This window comes from Aquabacterium humicola (assembly GCF_030167915.1).
Classification (GTDB): Bacteria; Pseudomonadota; Gammaproteobacteria; order Burkholderiales; family Burkholderiaceae_C; genus Pseudaquabacterium; species Pseudaquabacterium humicola.
This window is the reverse complement of the sequence record NZ_JARGNB010000002.1, coordinates 168,945-188,281: the sequence shown is the minus strand read 5'-3', so window position 1 is coordinate 188,281 and position 19,337 is coordinate 168,945. Positions and strand designations below refer to the sequence as shown.

The window sequence follows — 19,337 nt, the reverse complement described above, 5'->3', positions numbered from 1 at the left end:
CGATGGCCGCCACCCCGACCGACTCTTCCACTGGCGCCGCCGGCCCCACCAGCACGGCCACCGCCGACGACCCCTACCTCTGGCTCGAAGACGTGCAGGGCGACAAGGCCCTGGCCTGGGTGCGCGAGCGCAATGCGCAGTCGCGCGCCCTGCTGCAGGCCTTCCCGCGCTTCGGCACGATGCGCGACACCTTCCGCGCCATCCTCGATTCGCGCGAGAAGATCCCCTACGTCAGCCGCCGCGGCGGCCACCTCTACAACTTCTGGCGCGATGCCGGCAACCAGCGTGGCCTGTGGCGCCGCACGACGCTGGACGAGTACCGCAAGCCGAACCCTGCGTGGGAAACGCTGATCGACCTGGACGCGCTGGCCAAGGCCGACAACGAGAACTGGGTCTGGTCCGGCGCCGACTGCTTCGGCCCCGACTACAACCGCTGCCTGCTGAAGCTGTCGCGTGGCGGCGCCGACGCGGTGGTGGTGCGCGAGTTCGACATCGCGAAGAAGGCCTTCGTCGCCGGCGGCTTCACGCTGCCCGAGGCCAAGACGCAGATCGAGTGGCAGGACGCCGACACGGTGTACGTCGGCACCGACTTCGGCCCCGGCTCGATGACCGACTCCGGCTACCCGCGCATCATCAAGCGCTGGAAGCGCGGCACGCCGCTCGCCGAAGCAAGCACGGTGTTCGAGGCGCAGCCGAAGGACGTCTACGCCTATGCCAGCGTCGACCGCACGCCCGGCTTCGAGCGCACCGTGTTCGGCCGCGCGAGCGACTTCTACAACACCGAGCTCACGCTGCTCGAAGGCGGCAAGCCGGTGCGGCTGGAACGCCCGAGCGACAGCGACTTCACCTTCTGGCGCGACCAGTTGCTCATCCAGCTGCGCAGCGACTGGAAGCTCGGCGACGTCACCTGGAAGAGCGGCTCGCTGCTGGTGACCGACGCCAAGGCCTACCTCGCCGGCGAGCGCCGCTTCACCGCCCTCTTCACGCCGACGGCGACGCGTTCGCTGGGCGGCATCAGCACGACGCACGGCACGGTGGTGCTGACGGTGCTCGACAACGTCGCCGGCCGGCTCGAGGAGTGGCGGCACGTGGACAAGCGCTGGCAGCGCCGCGAGGTGAAGGCGCCCTTCCCCGGCACCCTGGGGGCGAGCAGCCTGCACGACCCGCTGCTGAAGGACGATGCGCTGGCCGAGTCCTACCTCGTGACGTACACGGACTTCGTCACGCCCGATTCGCTGATGCTCGCGCGCACCGGCAGCGACGAGCGCACGCTGCTGAAGGCGCGGCCGGCCTTCTTCGATGCCAAGGGCATCAAGGTCGAGCAGCGCTTCGCGACCTCCAAGGACGGCACCAAGGTGCCCTACTTCATCGTCTGGCCGCCGGGGGCGAAGGCCGATGGCCGGAACCCGACACTGCTGTACGGCTACGGCGGCTTCGAGGTGTCGCAGCAGCCGTGGTATTCGGCGGGGTTCGGTACGGCCTGGTACACCCAAGGCGGCGTGCTCGTCGTTGCCAACATCCGGGGCGGGGGCGAGTACGGCCCCGCCTGGCATCAGGCTGCCACGAAGGCCAACAAGCAGAAGAGCTACGACGACTTCGCGGCCGTCGCCGAGGACCTGATCGCGCAGAAAGTCACCAGCGCGCAGCACCTGGGCATCGAGGGCGGCAGCAACGGCGGGCTGCTGGTCGGCGCGGTGATGCTGCAGCGGCCCGAGCTGTTCAAGGCCGTCGTCTGCCAGGTGCCGCTGCTGGACATGCGCCGCTATCACAAGCTGCTCGCCGGCGCGTCGTGGATGGCCGAGTACGGCGACCCGGACAAGGCCGACGAGTGGGCCTGGCTCTCGAAGTACAGCCCGTACCAGAACGTCCGGCCCGGCATGAAGCTGCCGAAGGTGCTGTTCACGACCTCCACCCGCGACGACCGCGTGCATCCCGGCCATGCCCGCAAGATGGCCGCGCGCATGCTGGAGCAGGGCCATGCGCCGCTGTACTACGAGAACATCGAAGGCGGCCACGGCGGCGCGGCCGACAACGCGCAGCGCGCCGACCTGATGGCACTGGAGTTCTCGTTCCTGTGGCAGCAACTCTCCACGGCGCCATGAAGGCCTCGCTCGTGAAGGTGATCGCCGCCGCGCTGCTGCTCGGCGCCGCCCTCGGCACGGCCCGTGCCGACGGCCCGGTGGCCGACCCCTACCTGTGGCTCGAGGACGTGCAGGGCGAGCGCGCGCTCGACTGGGTGCGCGCGCAGAACAAGGCAACGCGCGCCGTGCTGGAAGTCCACCCGAGCTTCGCCGCGACGCGCGAGCAGCTGCGCGCGGTGCTCGACTCGACCGCGCGCATCCCGCAGGTCACGCGCCACGGCGCGCAGCTCTACAACCTGTGGCGCGATGCCGGGCATCCGCGCGGCCTCTGGCGGCGCACGACGCTCGACGAGTACCGCAAGGCGGAGCCGGCCTGGGAGACGGTGCTCGATCTCGATGCGCTGGCCGCGGCGGAGAAGGAGAACTGGGTCTGGGGCGGCGCGCAGTGCCTCGGTCCGAGCTACCGCCGCTGCCTGCTGAGCCTGTCCCGCGGCGGCGCCGATGCGAAGGTGCTGCGCGAGTTCGACACGGTGGACAAGCGCTTCGTCGACGGCGGCTTCACGCTGCCGGAAGCCAAGTCCGACGTCACCTGGGCCGGTGCGGACACGCTGTACGTCGCCACCGACTTCGGTGCCGGCTCGATGACGACGTCCGGCTACCCGCGCATCGTCAAGCGCTGGCAGCGCGGCACGCCGCTGGCCGCCGCGACCACCGTGTTCGAAGCCGAGCCGGCCGATGTCGGCGCCGATGTCGAGGTCGACTTCAGCGACCGCGGCCGCGCGCGCACCGTGCTGACGCGCTACGTCAGCCGCTGGGACATCCGCCGCTCGCTGCTCGGCGAAGACGGCCGCCTGCAGGCCATCCCGATCCCGCGCGACGCCCGCCTGCGCTTCTGGGGCCCGCGCGCGCTGATCGAGCTGAAGAGCGACTGGCAGGGCCATGCGCGCGGTGCGCTGCTGGTGGCCGACTTCGCCGCGCTGATGCGGGGCGAAGCGACATTCGAACGCCTCTTCGAGCCGACCGCGAAACGCTCGCTCGCAGGGTATGCGACGACGCGCACGCAGCTGCTGCTGAACGTGCTGGAGGATGTCGCCGGCCGCCTCGAAGCCTGGGCACCTGCGGCCGACGGCTGGCGCCGCCGCGACATCGCCACCCCGGCGCCCGGCACGCTGACCCTCGCCGGCCTGCACGACCCGTGGCTCGCCGACGATGCGCTGGCCGAGGCCTATTGGGTCACGCACACCAGCCTGCTGGCGCCGGACACGCTGTACCTCGCCGACACCGCACGCGACCAGCTGCAGCGCACGAAGGCGCTGCCGGCGTTCTTCGATGCCGACGGCGCACGCGTCGAACAGCGCTTCGCCGTATCGAAGGACGGCACCAGGGTGCCCTACTTCATCGTCTGGCCCAAGGGCGCCAAGGCCGATGGCGACAACCCGACGCTGCTCTACGGCTACGGCGGCTTCGAGATCGCGCAGCTGCCGCGGTATCTGCCGACCTACGGCAGCGCGTGGGTGGCGAAGGGTGGTGTCTTCGTCATCGCCAACATCCGGGGCGGCGGGGAGTACGGCCCGGCCTGGCATCAGGCTGCCATCAAGGCGAACAAGCAGAAGAGCTACGACGACTTCGCGGCGGTGGCCGAGGACCTCGCCGCCACGAAGGTCACCCGCGCGAAGCGCCTGGGCATGCTGGGCGGCAGCAACGGCGGGCTGCTGGTCGGCGCGGTGATGCTGCAGCGGCCGGAGCTCTTCGGCGCGGTGGTCTGCAAGGTGCCGCTGCTCGACATGCAGCGCTACCACAAGCTGCTCGCCGGCGCCTCGTGGATGAGCGAATACGGCAACCCCGACAAGCCCGAGGAATGGGCCTGGATCGCGCCCTACAGCCCCTACCAGAACGTCCAGGCCGGCGCGAAGCTGCCGAAGGTGCTGTTCACCACCTCGACGCGCGACGACCGCGTGCATCCGGGCCACGCCCGCAAGATGGCCGCGCGCATGGTCGAGCAGGGTCACGCGCCGCTGTACTACGAGAACATCGAAGGCGGCCATGCCGGGGCCGCCGACAACGCGCAGCGCGCTGACCTGCTGGCGCTGGAGTTCGCGTTCCTGTGGCGCCAGCTGGGCGGCCTCGACAGCGCCGCCCGATCCTCAACGCGCTGAGGGCGCGGCGCCGCCCGATGCGCTTGGCCGTCGCCGAGTAGCGGAACGCCCGGCGGCGTCGATCCACTCGATCGACCCCGTGACCCGACCTGGCGCCGTCGCCGATGTCGGACAGTGGTCGTTCCGATAACTCAGGAAGTGATCGAGCACGAGCGCGTCGAGAAGAGGCTCGTCGGACGAAGAACAACCGACGTCATGGCAGGCCGATGGTGTCGAGGGCCGGGGTGGCGGGCGGCCGGCGGGCGCCGCAGTGTTCGCCGGCAGGTGACGTGTCCGTCCGGCCGGCGTCGAAGCACATCGTGTCGCCGTCCTCCGGCACGAGGAAGCGCGCGCCCAGTCCGCGCGTTGCCGCCTGCGCGCGCAGGCTGTCGCGGCGCGTGGGGCAATGGTCCAGCGCCTCGAGGTGGTTGGCGATGAAGACGCCGTCGCCCGCCAATGCCAGTGCCAGGGCCTGCGCGCCATCCATGATCAGCTCGCCGCCGAGGTCGAAGGCGGCGCCGCCGGCCGGCACGATGCTCACCGCGGGGCGGCGATCGGTCACGCACCGGCGCACGTCGTCCGTCAGCACGGTATCGCCGGCGATGTACAGGCTGGGCTCGCCGGGGTGCTCGATCAGGTAGCCATGGCCGTGCGCCATCAGGCGCCCGAGCATCCAGCCTTCGCCGTGCAGGCAGGGGACCGGGCTGATGCGCAGGCCGTCGACAGTGCTAGTGCCCTCGGCCGCCAGCGCCTCGACCGCGAGGCCGCGCCGGCGCAGGTGCTCCGCATCCTCGGGCATGCACAGCACGGGCAGCTGCCGTTCGCGCAGCCAGCGAATGCCGGCGCGGTCGAGGTGGTCGAAGTGCCCCTTGCGGCAATGCGTGATCAGCGCCCGCGTGGCCGTGTCCAGCAGGCCCGGCGCCTGGGGCGGCAGATCGACCAGCGGATTGCGCCGGCGGCGCGGGGTGAACCACTTCAGCGAAGGCAGGGCGCCCTGCTTGGCGAGCATCGGGTCGACCAGCAGGCGATGGGGGCCGATCTCGACGAGAACGGTGGCGTTGCGCAGTTGGGAGATCTTCATGCCGCGATGCTGCGCCAGCGTCGCCCCGGCTACCATGGCTTGTTCTGACAATTCTGGTGCGATTCATGCCAACCCTCGATGTCGGCCTCCTGCTCTACCCGCAGTGCATGCCGGCCGGGCTCTTCGCGGCGGCCGACCTGTTGCAGGCAGCGAACGTGCGGGCGAACAAGGCGCTCTTCAGCTGGCAGTTCGTGGCCTTGCGGGGCGGTGCCGTCCGATGTGCCCACGGGATCGAGCTGCACGCTGCGCTCGCCGTGGAGGACGCGCGATGCCAGGTGCTGCTGGTGCCCGGGTTCTGGGCCAACTCGGCCGCCAAGGTGGCGGCGGCGGTCGACGCGCAGGCACCGCTCGTCGGCGCGCTGCGAGCGCTGGATCGCCGCGTGAGGTGCTGGGGCTACTGCACGGGCGTGGCGCTGCTGGCGGCGGCCGACCGCCTGCGCGACGAGCCGGCCACGGCCAGTTGGTGGATGGGTCCGTGGCTGTCCGAACGCTTCCCGCGCATCGACTGGCAGTGGGGCCACAGTGCCGTGATCGCCCGTCGGAATTCGACGGCGTCGGGCACGCACGGCTACCAGCCGATCGTCGCGGCAGAGGTCGAGCGGGTACTCGACGCCGAAGCCTGGCGCGACATCGCCCGCTTCGTCGTGCTGCCGCAACCACCCCCTGCGCCCTCGGTGTTCCAGCGGCTGGAGATGGTCGATGCCGATCCCCTGCTGCGCCGCCTGCGCCTCGTCGTGGAGCGGACGCCGGCCTGCGACACACGCCTGGCGTCGCTGGCGGCCGCGCTGGCGACGACACCACGCACGCTGGCGCGCAAGGTGAAGCTGGCGGCGGGATGCAGCGTCGGCGAGCACGTTCGGCTGCTGAAGCTGCGGCAGGCCGGCGAGCGGCTCCTGCAGTCGTCGCAGACGGTGGCGCAGGTCTGTCACGGCCTCGGCTACGCCGACGATTCCAGCTTCCGGCGGGCGTTCAGCCGCGTCGCAGGCATGACGCCGACGGCGTTCAGGCGGCGGTACGCAACCTGACCGCGATCGACGGCCGCCGCGCCACCGGCTCGCCCCTCCCGCCGGCCGGGGTTCGGCGCCGCCGGCCTTCGCATCGCTGCTATCGTGCGCAGCCAGCCAGCCCCCGCCGCGCGAACCGGTGCGCGGCTTCGCGCGAACCCATGACCGCCGCCATGCCACCCGATACGGCCCGTGCCGTGCTTCACTTCTGGTTCGCCCCGCCCGGCGATCCGGAGCACCTGCAGACGCGCGCCGTCTGGTTCCGCAAGGACGAGGCCTTCGACGCGCAGATCCGCGAACGTTTCGGCACGACCATCGACGCGGCGATCGCCGGTGGCCTCGACGCGTGGGCGGCGACACCGGAAGGCGCGCTGGCGCAGGTGATCGTGCTGGACCAGTTCACGCGCAATGCCTTCCGCGGCACCGCGCGCGCCTTTGCCGGCGATGTGCGCGCACTGGCGGTGGCGCGGGCGATGGTCGCCAGCGGCGCGGACCGCGGGCTCGCCGGCGTGCAGCGGCAGTTCGTCTACCTGCCCTTCGAACATGCCGAGGACATCGATTGCCAGCGCGAGGCGCTGCGGCTCTTTGCGCAGCTCGAAGCCGACGAGCCGGCGCTGGCCGGGCTGTCGCGCTGGGCACAGGCGCACCACGACATCGTCGAGCGCTTCGGCCGCTTCCCGCACCGCAACGCGGCGCTCGGCCGCGCGAGCACGGCCGAAGAAGTCGCCTTCCTGCAGCAGCCGGGATCGAGCTTCTGACGGGTCGCCAGCGATGGCCGTCGACACGCCGCCCCCCACAGCGCCGAGCCGCCGCCCGGCACCGCCGCTCGATCGGTTCATCGAGCGCCTGTGGACCAGCGAGCGCCACTCGGCCGCCCCGCATGCGCGCGAGTGGAACCTGCCGACCGGCTGCGCCGACCTGGTCGTGCCGCTGACGCAAGGCGCGCTGCGCCGCTTTGCCGGCCGCGACGATGCGCGTGGCCATTGGCTCGCCGGCGGCGTGCTGCAGGGTGCGCAGCAGCACGCGACCCTGCGCGACACCGGCGGCGCGCTGGCGGTGGTCGGCGCGCACTTCAGGCCCGGCGGCTTGACCGCCTTCGTCGACGCGCCGGCCGACGAATTCACAGGCCGCAGCATGGCGCTGGACACGCTGTGGCCGGGGTTCACCGCCGCGCTGCAGGACCGGCTGGTTCGCGGCGGCACGCTGGCGACACCGGCCGCGCGGCTCGACGCGCTGGAAGCCGCGCTGCGCGCCCACCTGAGGCCCGAGGCCGACCTCGAGCGCTGGCTCGGCTGGGCGGTGAGGCGGCTGGCCGCGGGCGCGCGCGTCGGCGACGTGCAGCGCGACATCGGCCTGTCGCCGGCGCGCTTCATCGACCGCTACCGCGCGACGGTCGGCCTGGCGCCGAAGGTGCACGCCGCGCTGCTGCGCTTCAACGGGCTGCTGCACGCCGCGGACCCCGGCACGCCGTGGGCCGAGGCCGCGTCCGATGCGGGTTATGCCGACCAGGCGCACCTGGCGCGCGAGTTCCGCCGCTTCGCCGGCTTCACGCCCGGCGACTACCGGCGCGGCGCCACCCACTTCCCGAGCCACGTCGCCTGCCGCTGACGCGCGCGCCGCGCGGCGAAAAAACGTTCAAGACCGCGCCGCGCGTGCGACGTAAGCTGAACGCATCCCGATTCAAGGAGGCACGCGATGAGCTCCAATCCCCCGGTGATCCACGAGGTCTTCCCCTACCTGCGCGTCAAGGGTGCGGCCGATGCGATCGCCTTCTACGTCAAGGCATTCGGCGCGGTCGAGAAGATGCGGCTCGTCGAGCCGTCCGGCCGCATCGGCCACACCGAGCTGCAGCTCGGCCCGACGGTGCTGATGCTCAGCGAGGAATACCCGGAGTACGGCCTGCACGCGCCGCAGGGCGAGACCTCGATCGGCGCGTCGATCCACCTGCACGTCGACGACTGCGATGCCTGCGCCGCACGCGCGGTGGCCGCGGGCGCGACGATGGAGATGGAACCGGCCGACCAGTTCTACGGCGAGCGCAGCTGCCGCCTGCGCGACCCCTTCGGCCACCAGTGGCTGATCGGCCACCACCTCGAGGACCTGTCGACCGAAGAGATGCAGCGGCGCTACGACGAGCTGATGAAGCGGGCTTGACGCGGCGAACGGCCGCTCCGATGGCCGCTCGATGGCCGCTCGTTTCGTCGCCTAGGCGGCGGCCGCTTCCTTCTCCTGCAGCAGCCGCCACATCACCTTGCCCGAGCCCGACTTCGGCAGCACGTCGACGAACTCGACGATGCGCGGCGCCTTGTAGGCGGCCATGTGCTCGCGCGCCCAGTCGATGATGTCCTGCTCGGTCGTCTTGCCGCGCGCCTCGGGCTTCAGCACGATCACCGCCTTGACGGTCTCGCCGCGGTAGGCGTCGCGCGCCGAGATCACGCAGGCTTCCTGCACGCCGGGGCACTTGAACAGCAGCAGCTCCACTTCGCTCGGCCAGACCTTGAAGCCGCTGGCGTTGATCATGCGCTTCAAGCGATCGGTCATGAAGAAGTAGCCTTCCTCGTCCATGCGGCCGAGGTCGCCGGTGCGGAAGAAGGGCTTGCCGTCGATCTCGATGAACGCGGCCTTCGTCGCCTCCGGGTGGCCCCAGTAGCCCTTGAAGACCATCGGGCCGTGGGTGACGATCTCGCCGACCTCGCCGACCTCGCCGGGCGGCAGCTCGGCCAGCGTCTCGGGATCGATCACCCGCGAGTCGGTGCCGAAGATCGGGATGCCCAGGCACTGCAGCTTCGCGCGCTCGGGCGGGTTGGCATGCGTGGGCGCGGCGGTCTCGGTCAGGCCGTAGCCCTCGGCGAAGGTGATGCCGAACTCCTTCTGCAGCCGCTCGGCCACCGCGAACGGCATCGCCGCGCCGCCGCCGGACAGGTAGCGCAGGCTCGACAGGTCGAAGCTCGCGAAGTTCGGGCTCGCCATCAGGTCGATGATCATCGTCGGCACGCAGGTCCAGTGCGTCACCCGGTGGCGCGACAGCAGCCGCCCGGCGAGCTCGCGTTCCCAGCGCGGCAGGATGATGGTGGTCGCGCCGCCGGCCGGCGAGCTGAGCACGCCGTAGACGAAGCCGGTGATGTGGAACATCGGCACCACGCCCAGGCTGATCGTCTCCGGCCCGCTGCAGCCCCACTGGCTGGCGCCGAAGACGTTGTGCATCAGCGTGCGGTGGGTGTGCATGCAGCCCTTGGGCAGGCCGGTGGTGCCCGAGGTGTAGGGCAGCAGCGCCAGGTCGTCCGGCTGCGCGGTGTGCGGGCCGGGCACGTGGCCGGCGGCCAGCACCTCGGGCCAGCGCTGCGTGCCGGCGGGCAGCGGCGGGTCGGCCTGCAGCCATTGCAGCACCGCCTCGCTCGGCCGCTCCTCGGGCTCGATCTCCGCGGGCAGCGCGTCGGCGTAGCGCGTGGCGACCAGGTGGCGCAGGCGCTGCGACTCGGGCAGGCGGCTGTCGGCCTCGGCGACGATGCCGGCGAGGTCGGCGCTGCAGATCACCACCTTCGCACCCGAATCGGTGATGTAGTGGCCGAACTCGTCGGCCTTGTTCATCGGGTTCACCGGCACGACGACAGCGTCGGCGCGCAGGATGCCGTGCACCGCGATCGGAAACTGCGGGCAGTTCTGCATGAAGACGATCACCCGGTCGCCCTTGGCGACGCCTTGTGCCTGCAGCCAGCCGGCCAGCGCCTCGGCCTGGCGCTTCATGTCCGCATAGCGCAGCGGGCGGCCGAGGAAGCGGTACGCGGCCCGCTGCGGGAAGCGGGTCGCGGCGACCTCGAGGTTGAACCACAGGCTGGTCTCGGGCAGGACCAGTTCGCGCGGCAGGCGCTGGGGCCAGATCGCATGGTGCGGGCGGACGGCGGGCAGGCTCATGGTGGCGGCAGTGGAAGGGGACTGCCGCTGGTGTAGCCCAGCCGCCAGCGCGCCGCATCCCGGCGAACCCGCGACTTGTCACCCTGGTGACGCGGCCTTCGCCGCCTAGATCCGGGGACCGTGTCGCCTGCGCGTCACTGCGGGTTCATGCGCTGCCGCGTGCGTTCCTCGATCGCCCGCACTTGCACGCACTCGGGGTGCTCGGCGTAGGCGGGCTTGGCGCATTCGCGCACCAGGCACAGGTGCAGCGCGATCAGCATGCGGCTGCCGCAGTTCTCGCGCGGATCGCGCGCGGCGGCCACCGGCGCGGGCGCGGGCGTCTCACGGGCCGGCGGTGGCGGTGACGCCGGCTCCGGACGGGTCGGCAGCGTCGCGCGGCCGCTGCCCGGGCCGGGGCCGGTATCGGTGGTGGTCGTCGGGCGTTGCGGCAGCGGCCGCAATGCGGCGCTGGCCACCGACATCTGCGGGCTCGGGGCCGGGACCTGGGCCGTGGGCGCCGGTAACGTGGGCCGCGGTGCGGGGGCGGGCGTGGCGGCGACCGGCGCCGCCGGACGCTGTTGCGCGGAGGGAGCGGGCGCGGGCGTGGTCGCCACGGGCGCGGGCGTCGGCGCGGGGGCCGGCGCGGGTTCGGGCGTCACCGCCACCGGCGCGGGGGCGGATGCCGGCTCGGCCGCCGGCGCGGGCACCGAGGCCATGGCGGCCGGGGCCGGCGCGGATGCGGCCTGCGGCGGCACCACGACGGGCGGGGCGTCGGGCCGGGTCAGCATCCACACCAGCGCGGCGGCAGCGGCCGCGACGGCCCCACCGCCGGCGATCCAGGGCAGGCGACTCGGCTTCGCGGCCGAGGCGCTGGACGCCGCGCGTGGCGCCGGTGCGGGCGCGCTGTGCATGGGCATCGGCCGCGACGGCACGAAGTCCAGCCGGTCCAGGGCCGGCTGCGCCGGCCGCGGCGCGGCGCGCGTGGCGGTCGGCGGCACCGTGTCGCGGCGCGGCGCGGCGCGTGTCGTCTCGTCGTCGCGGTTGAGCTCGGGATCGACGCGCCGCGACACGGTGCCGGTCGGCGCGACCGGCACCGGCATCGGCAGCGGTTCCTGGTGCACGATCGAGGTGGTCGGCACCGGCGCGGCGGGCGGGTGGTAGAGCTCGGTGCGCTGCCAGGCGGTGGCCGACGGCGGCGGCAGCGAACGCACCGGCACGCCGCGGCGGCCGGCCAGCACCTCGCGCAGTTCGGCCACCGATTGCGGCCGGTCCTGCGGCCGCGGCGCCAGCATCCAGTCGACGACGTGCAGGAAGCCTTCGGAGATGCCTGGCCGCGGCAGGCTGGCCAGCGGCGGCACGTCGTCGCTGATCGTGCGCACGGTGGCCGGGGCGGGCGGCGACTCGGTGATCAGGTAGTGCAGGGTCGCGCCCAGCGCGTAGAGATCGGTCCACGCGCCCTGGCGCAGGTTGTTCGCCTCGCCGTACTGCTCGATCGGCGCGTAGCTGGGCTTGAGGATCGCGGTCAGCGTCTGGCTGCGGCCGTGGATCACGTGGCGCGCGGCGCCGAAGTCCAGCAGCATCGGCACGCCGTCGTCGCCGATCAGGATGTTGTCGGGCGCGATGTCGCGGTGGAACACGTCCTCGCGGTGCAGCACCTCCAGCGCGCCGAGCACCGGGTCGAGCACCCCGCGCAGCCAGGCCTCGGTGGGCGGCTGCTCCATCAGCCGGCGGGCCTCGCGCAGCGTGCGGCCGCGCAGCAGCGGCATCACCATGTAGGCGGTGCCGCGCTCTTCCCAGAAGCGGTGCACCTTGATCAGCGAGCGGTGGTCGAAGCGGGCCAGCAGCTTGGCCTCGTTGACGAAGGACCGCAGGCCGAGCTTGAAGGTTTCCTCGTTCGACGGCGAGGTCAGCGAGACATGCAGCGATTCGGTGCGCGACGCCAGCGACGACGGCATGTACTCCTTGATCGCCACCTCGCGCTCGAGGCCGTGGTCGAAGGCCATGTAGACGATGCCGAAGCCGCCGGCGCCGATGACGCGGCGGATCTCGAATTCGCCCAGCCGCGTGCCCTTGGGCAGTGCGTTGGCCTGGCCGCCTTGAGTGGTCGGTCCCAAGGTGGAAGACATCAGGCGACGGCGGTGGAAAGGATGGAAATCATCAATCCGGCAGCTTAACGCAGCAAGTGCTCGCGTCACCCCCTCCAAGTGCTGATGCACCAGCCAAGCGTGCGCAGTTGTCATCCGGGTCAACCCTTGGCAGACCGGCGGTTAATATCGCTCCCCCCACGATTGCCAGCCGCCTTCCCGCCTCCGATGCAGCGCCGTTCCCTGCTGAGCTTCGCCGCCTTGCCCTGGCTCGGTGCCAGCCTGGCGGTCCGGGCACTCGACAACCCCGAGGGCCCGGTCGTGCTCACCGTCAACGGGCGCGTTCGCCTGCCCAACCGGCAGACCAATGGCGAGCCGCAGGCCGAGTTCGACATGGCGATGCTGGAGAAGCTGCCGCAACAGAGCTACACCACGCGCACGCCCTGGTACAGCCAGCCGCGCAAGTTCACCGGCCCGCTGCTGCGCGACGTGCTGTCCGCGGCGTCCGCGCAGGGCCAGGCGCTGCGCGCGACGGCGCTGAACGACTACCGCGTCGACATCCCGTTCGACGACGTTCAGCGCTTCGACGTGCTGCTCGCGCGCCTGCTCGACGACAAGCCGATGTCGGTGCGGGACAAGGGGCCGCTGTTCATCATCTATCCGTTCGACAGCAACGCCACCCTGCGCAAGGCGCTGTACTACACGCGCTGCGCCTGGCAGCTGCGCAGCATCGAGGTGACCTGAGCATGGAGGCGCCGGCGCCGCCACCGCAGCGTCTGACGCCGTGGTTCGGCGTCACCGGCCTGCTGTTGCTGGCGACGCTGCTGGCGGCCGCCTTCGTGCAGGTGCGGCAGTACGCGCTGCTGAGCACCACCGTGCAGTACCAGGACGACTACCTGGTGCTGAGCCTGTACCAGCTGGAAACCGAATACCTGCGGCTGCGCGAGCAGTGGCGCCAGGATGTCGAACCGACCGTCGGCACGCCGGCGCAGCTGCAGCTGCGCTACGACATCTTCGTCAGCCGCGTCACGCTGCTGCGCACCGAGCGCGCGAACCGGCTGCTGCGGCAGGTGACCGGGTACGAGCAGGCCCTGCGCCAGATCGACCGCTTCACCGCGCGCGCCGATCTCTACCTCAGCGCCCAGCCGCGCGGTCCCTTGAGCCCGCAGGCGGCGCGGGCGCTGCTCGACGAATTGATCGCACTGTCCGATCCGATCCACCAGTTGCTGCTCGACGCCTCGCACCAGGTCGCCGCGCAGGTCAGCGAGCGCCAGGACAAGGTGCGCCAGCACAACCAGATCGGGCTGGCGCTGACCGGCTTCCTGTCGGCGATGGTGCTGGTGTTCGCGATCATCGCGCTGCGCCAGATGCGCAAGCTCGAGCAGCGCCGCCGCCACCTCGAGGCGCTGGCCGACGAGCTGCGCGACGCCCGCATCGAGGCCGAGGCGGCGAGCCACGCCAAGAGCGAGTTCCTCGCCGACATGAGCCACGAGCTGCGCACGCCGCTGCACGGGCTGCTGGGCATGCTGGCGCTGCTGAGGCAGCCGCAGGCCGACCCCGCGCAGTCGGCCGCGTGGCTGCAGACCGCCGACGAATCCGCCGCGCACCTGCTGCGACTGCTCGACGACATCCTGGACCTGGCGAAACTCGAGTCGGGCACGCTGGCGCTCGCGCCGCAGGTCGTCGACCTGCCGGCGCTGCTGCAGGAAGTGCAGGCGCTGATGCTGCCGCAGGCCACCGCCAAGGGCCTGGCGCTGGAGCTGCGCATGGACGAGCGCCTGCCCACCCACGTGCGGCTCGACCCCACGCGCACGCGCCAGGTTCTCTACAACCTGCTGAACAACGCGATCAAGTTCTCCGAGCGCGGCAGCATCGTGCTCGGCTGCCGCGCGCGCAGCACCGAGGACGGCCAGCGGCAGCTCGAATTCGACGTCACCGACAGCGGCATCGGCATGGACCCGACGACGGTCGACCGCCTGTTCCAGCGCTTCACCCGTGCCGACGATCCGCTGGTGCGGCGCCAGGGCGGCACCGGTTTGGGCCTGGCGATCTCGCGCAACCTGGCGCAGCTGATGGACGGCGAGTTGCTCGTGCGCAGCATGCCGGGCGCCGGCAGCGTGTTCTCGTTCCACTGTCCGCTGGTGCCGGCCGCCGCGGTGCAGCCGGCGCCGGCGCCGGCCGACGCGGCGCACGCAGGCGGGCTGCGCGTGCTGGTAGCCGAGGACCATCCGGTCAACCGCCTCTACCTGGGCGCGCTGCTCGAGCGCCTCGGCCACCACGGCCACCAGGTCGGCAACGGGCTGGAGGCGGTGCAGGCGATGCGCGAGCAGCCCTTCGACCTGGTGCTGATGGACGTGCACATGCCGGTGATGGACGGCGTCACCGCCACCGAGGCGATCCGCGCACTGCCGGCGCCGGCGTCGCGCATACCGATCATCGCGTTGACGGCCGACGTCTTCGCCGACACCCGCGAGCGCTGCCTGCGCGCCGGCATCGACGAGGTGATGACCAAACCGGTGAGCCTGGAGGCCTTGTCGGCCCTGTTCGCGCGCCATGCCGGCGCGCCCCCGCAGCCGGCGCACCCGCCCGCCGCCGAAGCCGCGGCCACGGCCCCCGGCCTGATCGACCACGCGGCCCTCGCCGCGGTCACCGAGCTGATGGGCGCGGCCCGCTCGCCGGCCCTCTATGGCGACTTCTTCGCCCAGGCCGACGCCGCCGCGCACCGCATGCGCGACGCGATGCGCGATGCCGACACCGACCGCCTGCGCGAGGCCGCCCATGCGGTCAAGGGCGCGGCGCTGAACCTCGGGCTGCCGGCGCTGGCCGATGCCGCGGCGGTGCTCAACCGCGATGCCGGCACGCTGGGTGCGCCGCAGCTGGCGCTGGCCGTTCAGCGCTTCGAGGAACTGGTGCTGGCAACGCGGCGGCTGTGCGAAGCCGAGGGCATCGTCGAGGCGTAGCCCCCCAAGGGGGTCGCGAGCCGCCTTGGGGCGGCCCTGCGGCCGTCATGAGGCCCCCACGTCGCTTCGCTCCTGCCCCCCAAGGGGGCCGCGAGCCGCCTTGGGGCGGCCCTGCGGCGGCTAGACAACCACCGGCTCCGGCTCCAGCCGGATGCCGAAGCGGCCGTAGACGCTTTCCTGGATCGCCCGCGCGAGCGTCACCACCTCGGCGCCGCTGGCGCCGCCGCGGTTCACCAGCACCAGCGCCTGCTTCTCGTAGACGCCGGCGCGGCCGATCGACTTGCCCTTCCAGCCGCAGGCATCGATCAGCCAGCCGGCGGCCAGCTTGAAGCGGCCGCCGTCGATCGGGTAGTGCACGATGTGCGGGTCGCGCGCGATGATGTCGCGGCACTGCTCGGGGCTGACCACCGGGTTCTTGAAGAAGCTGCCGGCGTTGCCGATGTCGGCCGGGTCGGGCAGCTTGGCGCGGCGGATCGCGCAGACCCAGTCGAAGATCGTGCGCGCATCCGGCTGCGTGATGCCGGTCTCGGCGATCTTGCGCTCGAGGTCGAGGTAGCCGATCACCGCATGCCAGGGCTTCGGCAGCTTCAGCCGCACGCGGGTGATCAGGCTCTTGCCGGCGAGGCCGCCGAAGCCCGTCTGCTTGAACACGCTGTCGCGGTAACCGAAGTTGCAGGCCGCGGCCGACAGGGTGACGCTGCGGCCGGTGACGAGGTCGACCGCGTCGAGGGACTCAAAGCGATCCTTCAGCTCGATGCCGTAGGCGCCGATGTTCTGCACCGGCGCGGCGCCGACGGTGCCGGGGATCAGCGCCAGGTTCTCCAGCCCTGGCCAGCCCTGGTCCAGCGTCCAGGCGACGGCCTCGTGCCAGGTCTCGCCGGCGCCGAGCTCGACGATCCAGGCGTCGTCGCGTTCCTCGACGAGGCGCCGGCCCGCCACCTCGACGCGCAGCACCACCGCCTGCGGGTCGCGCGTCAGGATCAGGTTGCTGCCGCCGCCGAGGACCAGCTTCGGCGCGCGGCCGTGCTCGGGATGGCCGAGCAGGCGCCGCACGTCGGCATCGCTGGTGATGCGCACCAGCGTGTGCGCCACCGCCGGCAGGCCGAAGGTGTTCAGCTCGCGCAGGCTGACGCCGTGATCGATCTGCAGGGCTGGCGCGGTGGACATCAGCGCCCGCCCGGCCGCCCATAGAAGGGCGCTGAGCCCCCATGGATCCCGGGAGGGATCCTTCGGATCCTTGGGGGAGCGAACGAAGTGAGCAGGGGGCAGACCATCAGTGGATTTTCGCCGAAGCAGGTCAAGTTCCCGGGCGGGGCCGCGTGGCAGAATTTCGACCCCATGCCAAGCTTCGACACCGTCCTCGAACCCAACCTCGTCGAACTGCGCAACGCGGTCGAGCAGAGCAACAAGGAAATCGGCACGCGCTTCGATTTCAAGGGCTCGTCCGCGCACATCGAGAGCGTGGAATCCGGCAAGGACCGGTCGCTGCAGTTGCTGGGCGACAGCGATTTCCAGATCGGCCAGGTCAAGGACATCCTGCTGGCCAAGCTGACCAAGCGCGGCGTCGACGTGCGCTTCCTCGATTTCAGCGCCAAGATCGAGAAGATGGGCGGCGACAAGGTGCGCCAGACCGTGCCGGTCAAGCAGGGCATCGACTCGGACACCGCGAAGAAGATCCAGCAGCTCATCAAGCAGAGCAAGATGAAGGTGCAGGCCGCCATCCAGGGCGACAGCGTGCGCATCACCGGCGGAAAGCGCGACGACCTGCAGGCGGCGATCGCGCTGCTCAGAAAAGAAGTCAGCGACGTGCCGCTGGCCTTCAACAACTTCCGCGACTGATCCCATGCGCCGCGGCCTCGCGTTGCTCGCCGCTGCCCTGCTGCCATTCGCGGCCATGGGACAGAGCGTCAGCCTGTCCGGCAGCCTGGGCGCGAGCAAGGCGCTGCTGCTGATCGACGGCCAGCCGCACACGGTGTCGGTGGGTGCAACGGTCAAGGGCGTGACCCTGACGCGCATGGGCGATGGCGAGGCCGAGGTGGTGGTCAATGGCCGCGCCAGCCTGCTGCGGCTGGGCGCGGCGCCGGCCGCTGTCGTCGGCGCGGGGGCCACCTCCAGCAGCGGCAGCCAGATCGTGCTGCCGGTCGGCCAGGGCGGGCATTTCACCGCCAATGGCAGCATCAACGGCAAGCCGGTACGCTTCATGGTCGACACCGGCGCGACGGTGGTGGCGATGAGCGCCAGCGAAGCGAACCGCCTGGGGCTCGATTGGCGGCGCGGCGAACGCGCCGTCTCCAGCACCGCCGGCGGGCTGGTGCCGGTGTACCAGGTGATGCTGCAGTCGGTGCGCATCGGCGACGTCGAGGTCTTCAACGTCGAGGCGGTCGTGATGCAGGCCGAGATGCCGTTCACGCTGCTGGGCAACAGCTTCCTCGGCCGCTTCTCGATGCGCCGCGACGGCGACACGATGCGGCTGGAGCGGCGCTAGAGCCGCCGCCTCGGGTTCACACCCGGAAGACCTGCATCGCCTGCGCCATCTGCGCGGCCTGCACCTTCAGGCTCTCGGCCGCCGCAGCGCTCTCCTCGACCAGCGCCGCGTTCTGCTGCGTCACCTGGTCGAGCTGCGCCACCGCGTCGCCGACCTGGCCGATGCCCTGGCTCTGCTCGTGGCTGGCGGCGCTGATCTCGCCGATCAGCTGATTGACCCGCTTCACCTGCGCGACGATCTCGTCCATCGTGCGGCCGGCTTCGCCGACCAGCGAGGTGCCGGACTCGACCTTGCCCGCGCTCTCGCCGATCAGCGCCTTGATCTCGCGCGCGGCCTGCGCGCTGCGCTGCGCGAGCGCACGCACCTCGGCGGCCACCACCGCGAAGCCGCGGCCCTGCTCGCCGGCGCGGGCGGCTTCCACCGCGGCGTTCAGCGCCAGGATGTTGGTCTGGAATGCGATGCCATCGATGACGCCGATGATGTCGGCGATCTTCTTCGCGCTGGCGTCGATCGCCTCCATCGTCGTGACGACGCGGCCGACGACGTCGCCGCCCTGCGCCGCGGCATCGGCCGCCTGCGCGGCGATCTGGCTGGCGGTGCGCGCGGTCTCGGCGTTCTGGCGCACGGTGGCGGTCAGCTCCTCCATCGACGCGGCGGTCTGCTGCAGGTTGCTCGCCTGCTCCTCGGTGCGCTGGCTCAGGTCGGCATTGCCGGTGGCGATCTGCGACGAGCCGGTGGCGATCGAGTCGCTGGCGTTGCGCATCTGCGTGACGATGCCGGCGAGGCTGTCGTTCATGCGCTTGAGCGCGCCCAGCAACTGGCCGGTCTCGTCCGTCGCGCGGGTGTCGAACTGCTGGCGCAGGTCGCCGGTGGCGACGCCTTCGGCCAGCTGCACGGCCTGCGCGAGCGGCGCGACGATCGAGCGCACGAGGCGCCAGGCCCACAGGCCGGCGCCGGCGACGACGATCGCGGCGATCACGATGCTGCGCCACAGCGCGGCGCTCGCCGCTTCCTGGCTGCGCTGGTACTGCGCCTCGGCGACTTCCAGCTGCACCTGCATCAGCGCCTCGACGACGCCGGCGATCGGATCGATCACCGGGTACATGTCCTTGGCCGCGAAGGCGCGCAGGGCCTCGGTGTCGTTGGCCTTCATCAGCGCGACCAGCTTCTGCACGCTGGCATCGGCGGCGGTCAGCAGCGGACGGCCCTTGTCGATCAGCGCTCGTTCCTGCGCATTGCGCTGGCCCTCGGTGAAGGCCTTCCACTGCGCGTCGATCGCCGTGCGGGCCTCGGCAACGGCCTTCATGCCGGCCTCGGGCGTCATGCCGCCGTCGCGCACCTTGTGCGCCGCGTCGACGATGCCGACGGCATACCCGTCGGCGACGACCTTCAGCTGCTTCAGCGGCACCACGCGGTCGTGGTACAGCTCGCTGAGCGTACGGCTGGCCTGGCCGGCCCGCAGCACCGTCAAGGCCACCGAGGCCACCAGCAGCGCCAGCAGCGCCGCGACGAGCAGGCCCAGGCGGGCCTTGATGCTGAACTTGTTCAAGTGGGACGCTCCGTATACAGCTTGACTAAGCGGTGCCGGCATTGTCAGGAGACCTTGACCGGCGCGG

Annotated in this window: 15 protein-coding genes; 10 read left to right on the top strand and 5 right to left on the bottom strand. The window is 71.7% G+C overall.

Translation table 11 applies throughout. The annotated features are described in order from the left end of the window. The first annotated feature begins 2 nt into the window (after nucleotides 1-2). Together P1K89_RS11135 and P1K89_RS11130 are read left to right on the top strand one after the other, a co-directional pair. A complete protein-coding gene (locus tag P1K89_RS11135; protein ID WP_439897988.1) occupies nucleotides 3-2,102 on the top strand; it encodes a prolyl oligopeptidase family serine peptidase in 2,100 nt (699 codons plus the stop codon). After that, nucleotides 2,099-4,237, top strand: coding sequence for a prolyl oligopeptidase family serine peptidase (locus P1K89_RS11130; protein WP_284616520.1), 2,139 nt, complete (start codon nucleotides 2,099-2,101; stop codon nucleotides 4,235-4,237). The genes P1K89_RS11135 and P1K89_RS11130 overlap by 4 nt, the downstream gene beginning before the upstream one ends. 193 nt (nucleotides 4,238-4,430) lie before the next feature. Here the strand turns inward: P1K89_RS11130 and P1K89_RS11125 are convergent, their stop codons facing one another. Next, complete coding sequence (locus tag P1K89_RS11125) at nucleotides 4,431-5,297, bottom strand: MBL fold metallo-hydrolase (protein ID WP_284616519.1); 867 nt, start codon at nucleotides 5,295-5,297, stop codon at nucleotides 4,431-4,433. A gap of 65 nt (nucleotides 5,298-5,362) precedes the next feature. Here P1K89_RS11125 and P1K89_RS11120 point away from each other — a divergent pair, with 65 nt between their 5' ends. The 4 genes from P1K89_RS11120 to P1K89_RS11105 all read left to right on the top strand — a co-directional run bounded on the left by P1K89_RS11120 (nucleotide 5,363) and on the right by P1K89_RS11105 (nucleotide 8,455). Then, on the top strand, nucleotides 5,363-6,322 hold the full coding sequence (locus P1K89_RS11120) for a GlxA family transcriptional regulator (protein WP_284616518.1): 960 nt from the start codon (nucleotides 5,363-5,365) through the stop codon (nucleotides 6,320-6,322). Between the two features lie 152 nt (nucleotides 6,323-6,474). Then, nucleotides 6,475-7,059: a DUF924 family protein gene (locus P1K89_RS11115; protein ID WP_284616517.1), complete on the top strand. Its 585-nt coding sequence runs from the start codon at nucleotides 6,475-6,477 to the stop codon at nucleotides 7,057-7,059. A 13-nt stretch (nucleotides 7,060-7,072) separates the two neighbouring features. Next, complete coding sequence (locus P1K89_RS11110) at nucleotides 7,073-7,909, top strand: helix-turn-helix domain-containing protein (RefSeq protein ID WP_284616516.1); 837 nt, start codon at nucleotides 7,073-7,075, stop codon at nucleotides 7,907-7,909. 87 nt (nucleotides 7,910-7,996) lie between these two features. Next, nucleotides 7,997-8,455 (top strand): VOC family protein, encoded by a 459-nt coding sequence (locus P1K89_RS11105; protein ID WP_284616515.1) that lies wholly within the window; start codon nucleotides 7,997-7,999, stop codon nucleotides 8,453-8,455. Between the two features lie 51 nt (nucleotides 8,456-8,506). Here the strand turns inward: P1K89_RS11105 and P1K89_RS11100 are convergent, their stop codons facing one another. Further along, entirely contained in the window at nucleotides 8,507-10,213 is a 1,707-nt protein-coding gene (locus P1K89_RS11100) for a long-chain fatty acid--CoA ligase (RefSeq protein ID WP_284616514.1), read from the bottom strand. Nucleotides 10,214-10,347: 134 nt separating this feature from the next. Further along, nucleotides 10,348-12,318 carry a serine/threonine protein kinase gene (locus P1K89_RS11095; RefSeq protein ID WP_284616513.1) on the bottom strand — a complete coding sequence of 657 codons (1,971 nt, stop codon included), beginning with the start codon at nucleotides 12,316-12,318 and terminating at the stop codon, nucleotides 10,348-10,350. A gap of 186 nt (nucleotides 12,319-12,504) precedes the next feature. Between P1K89_RS11095 and P1K89_RS11090 the strand changes: the two genes are divergently transcribed. Next, entirely contained in the window at nucleotides 12,505-13,020 is a 516-nt protein-coding gene (locus P1K89_RS11090; RefSeq protein WP_284616512.1) for a putative pterin-binding protein, read from the top strand. Nucleotides 13,021-13,022: 2 nt separating this feature from the next. Further along, entirely contained in the window at nucleotides 13,023-15,236 is a 2,214-nt protein-coding gene (locus tag P1K89_RS11085; RefSeq protein WP_284616511.1) for an ATP-binding protein, read from the top strand. A gap of 120 nt (nucleotides 15,237-15,356) precedes the next feature. Here P1K89_RS11085 and murB read toward each other — a convergent pair whose 3' ends face one another. Continuing rightward, complete coding sequence (gene murB, locus P1K89_RS11080; RefSeq protein WP_284617479.1) at nucleotides 15,357-16,385, bottom strand: UDP-N-acetylmuramate dehydrogenase; 1,029 nt, start codon at nucleotides 16,383-16,385, stop codon at nucleotides 15,357-15,359. 189 nt (nucleotides 16,386-16,574) lie between these two features. Here murB and P1K89_RS11075 point away from each other — a divergent pair, with 189 nt between their 5' ends. Further along, nucleotides 16,575-17,075 (top strand): YajQ family cyclic di-GMP-binding protein, encoded by a 501-nt coding sequence (locus tag P1K89_RS11075; RefSeq protein ID WP_284616510.1) that lies wholly within the window; start codon nucleotides 16,575-16,577, stop codon nucleotides 17,073-17,075. A gap of 4 nt (nucleotides 17,076-17,079) precedes the next feature. Then, nucleotides 17,080-17,721 carry a retropepsin-like aspartic protease family protein gene (locus P1K89_RS11070; RefSeq protein WP_284616509.1) on the top strand — a complete coding sequence of 214 codons (642 nt, stop codon included), beginning with the start codon at nucleotides 17,080-17,082 and terminating at the stop codon, nucleotides 17,719-17,721. A gap of 16 nt (nucleotides 17,722-17,737) precedes the next feature. Here the strand turns inward: P1K89_RS11070 and P1K89_RS11065 are convergent, their stop codons facing one another. Next, entirely contained in the window at nucleotides 17,738-19,270 is a 1,533-nt protein-coding gene (locus P1K89_RS11065) for a methyl-accepting chemotaxis protein (protein WP_284616508.1), read from the bottom strand. Nucleotides 19,271-19,337: the final 67 nt, after the last annotated feature.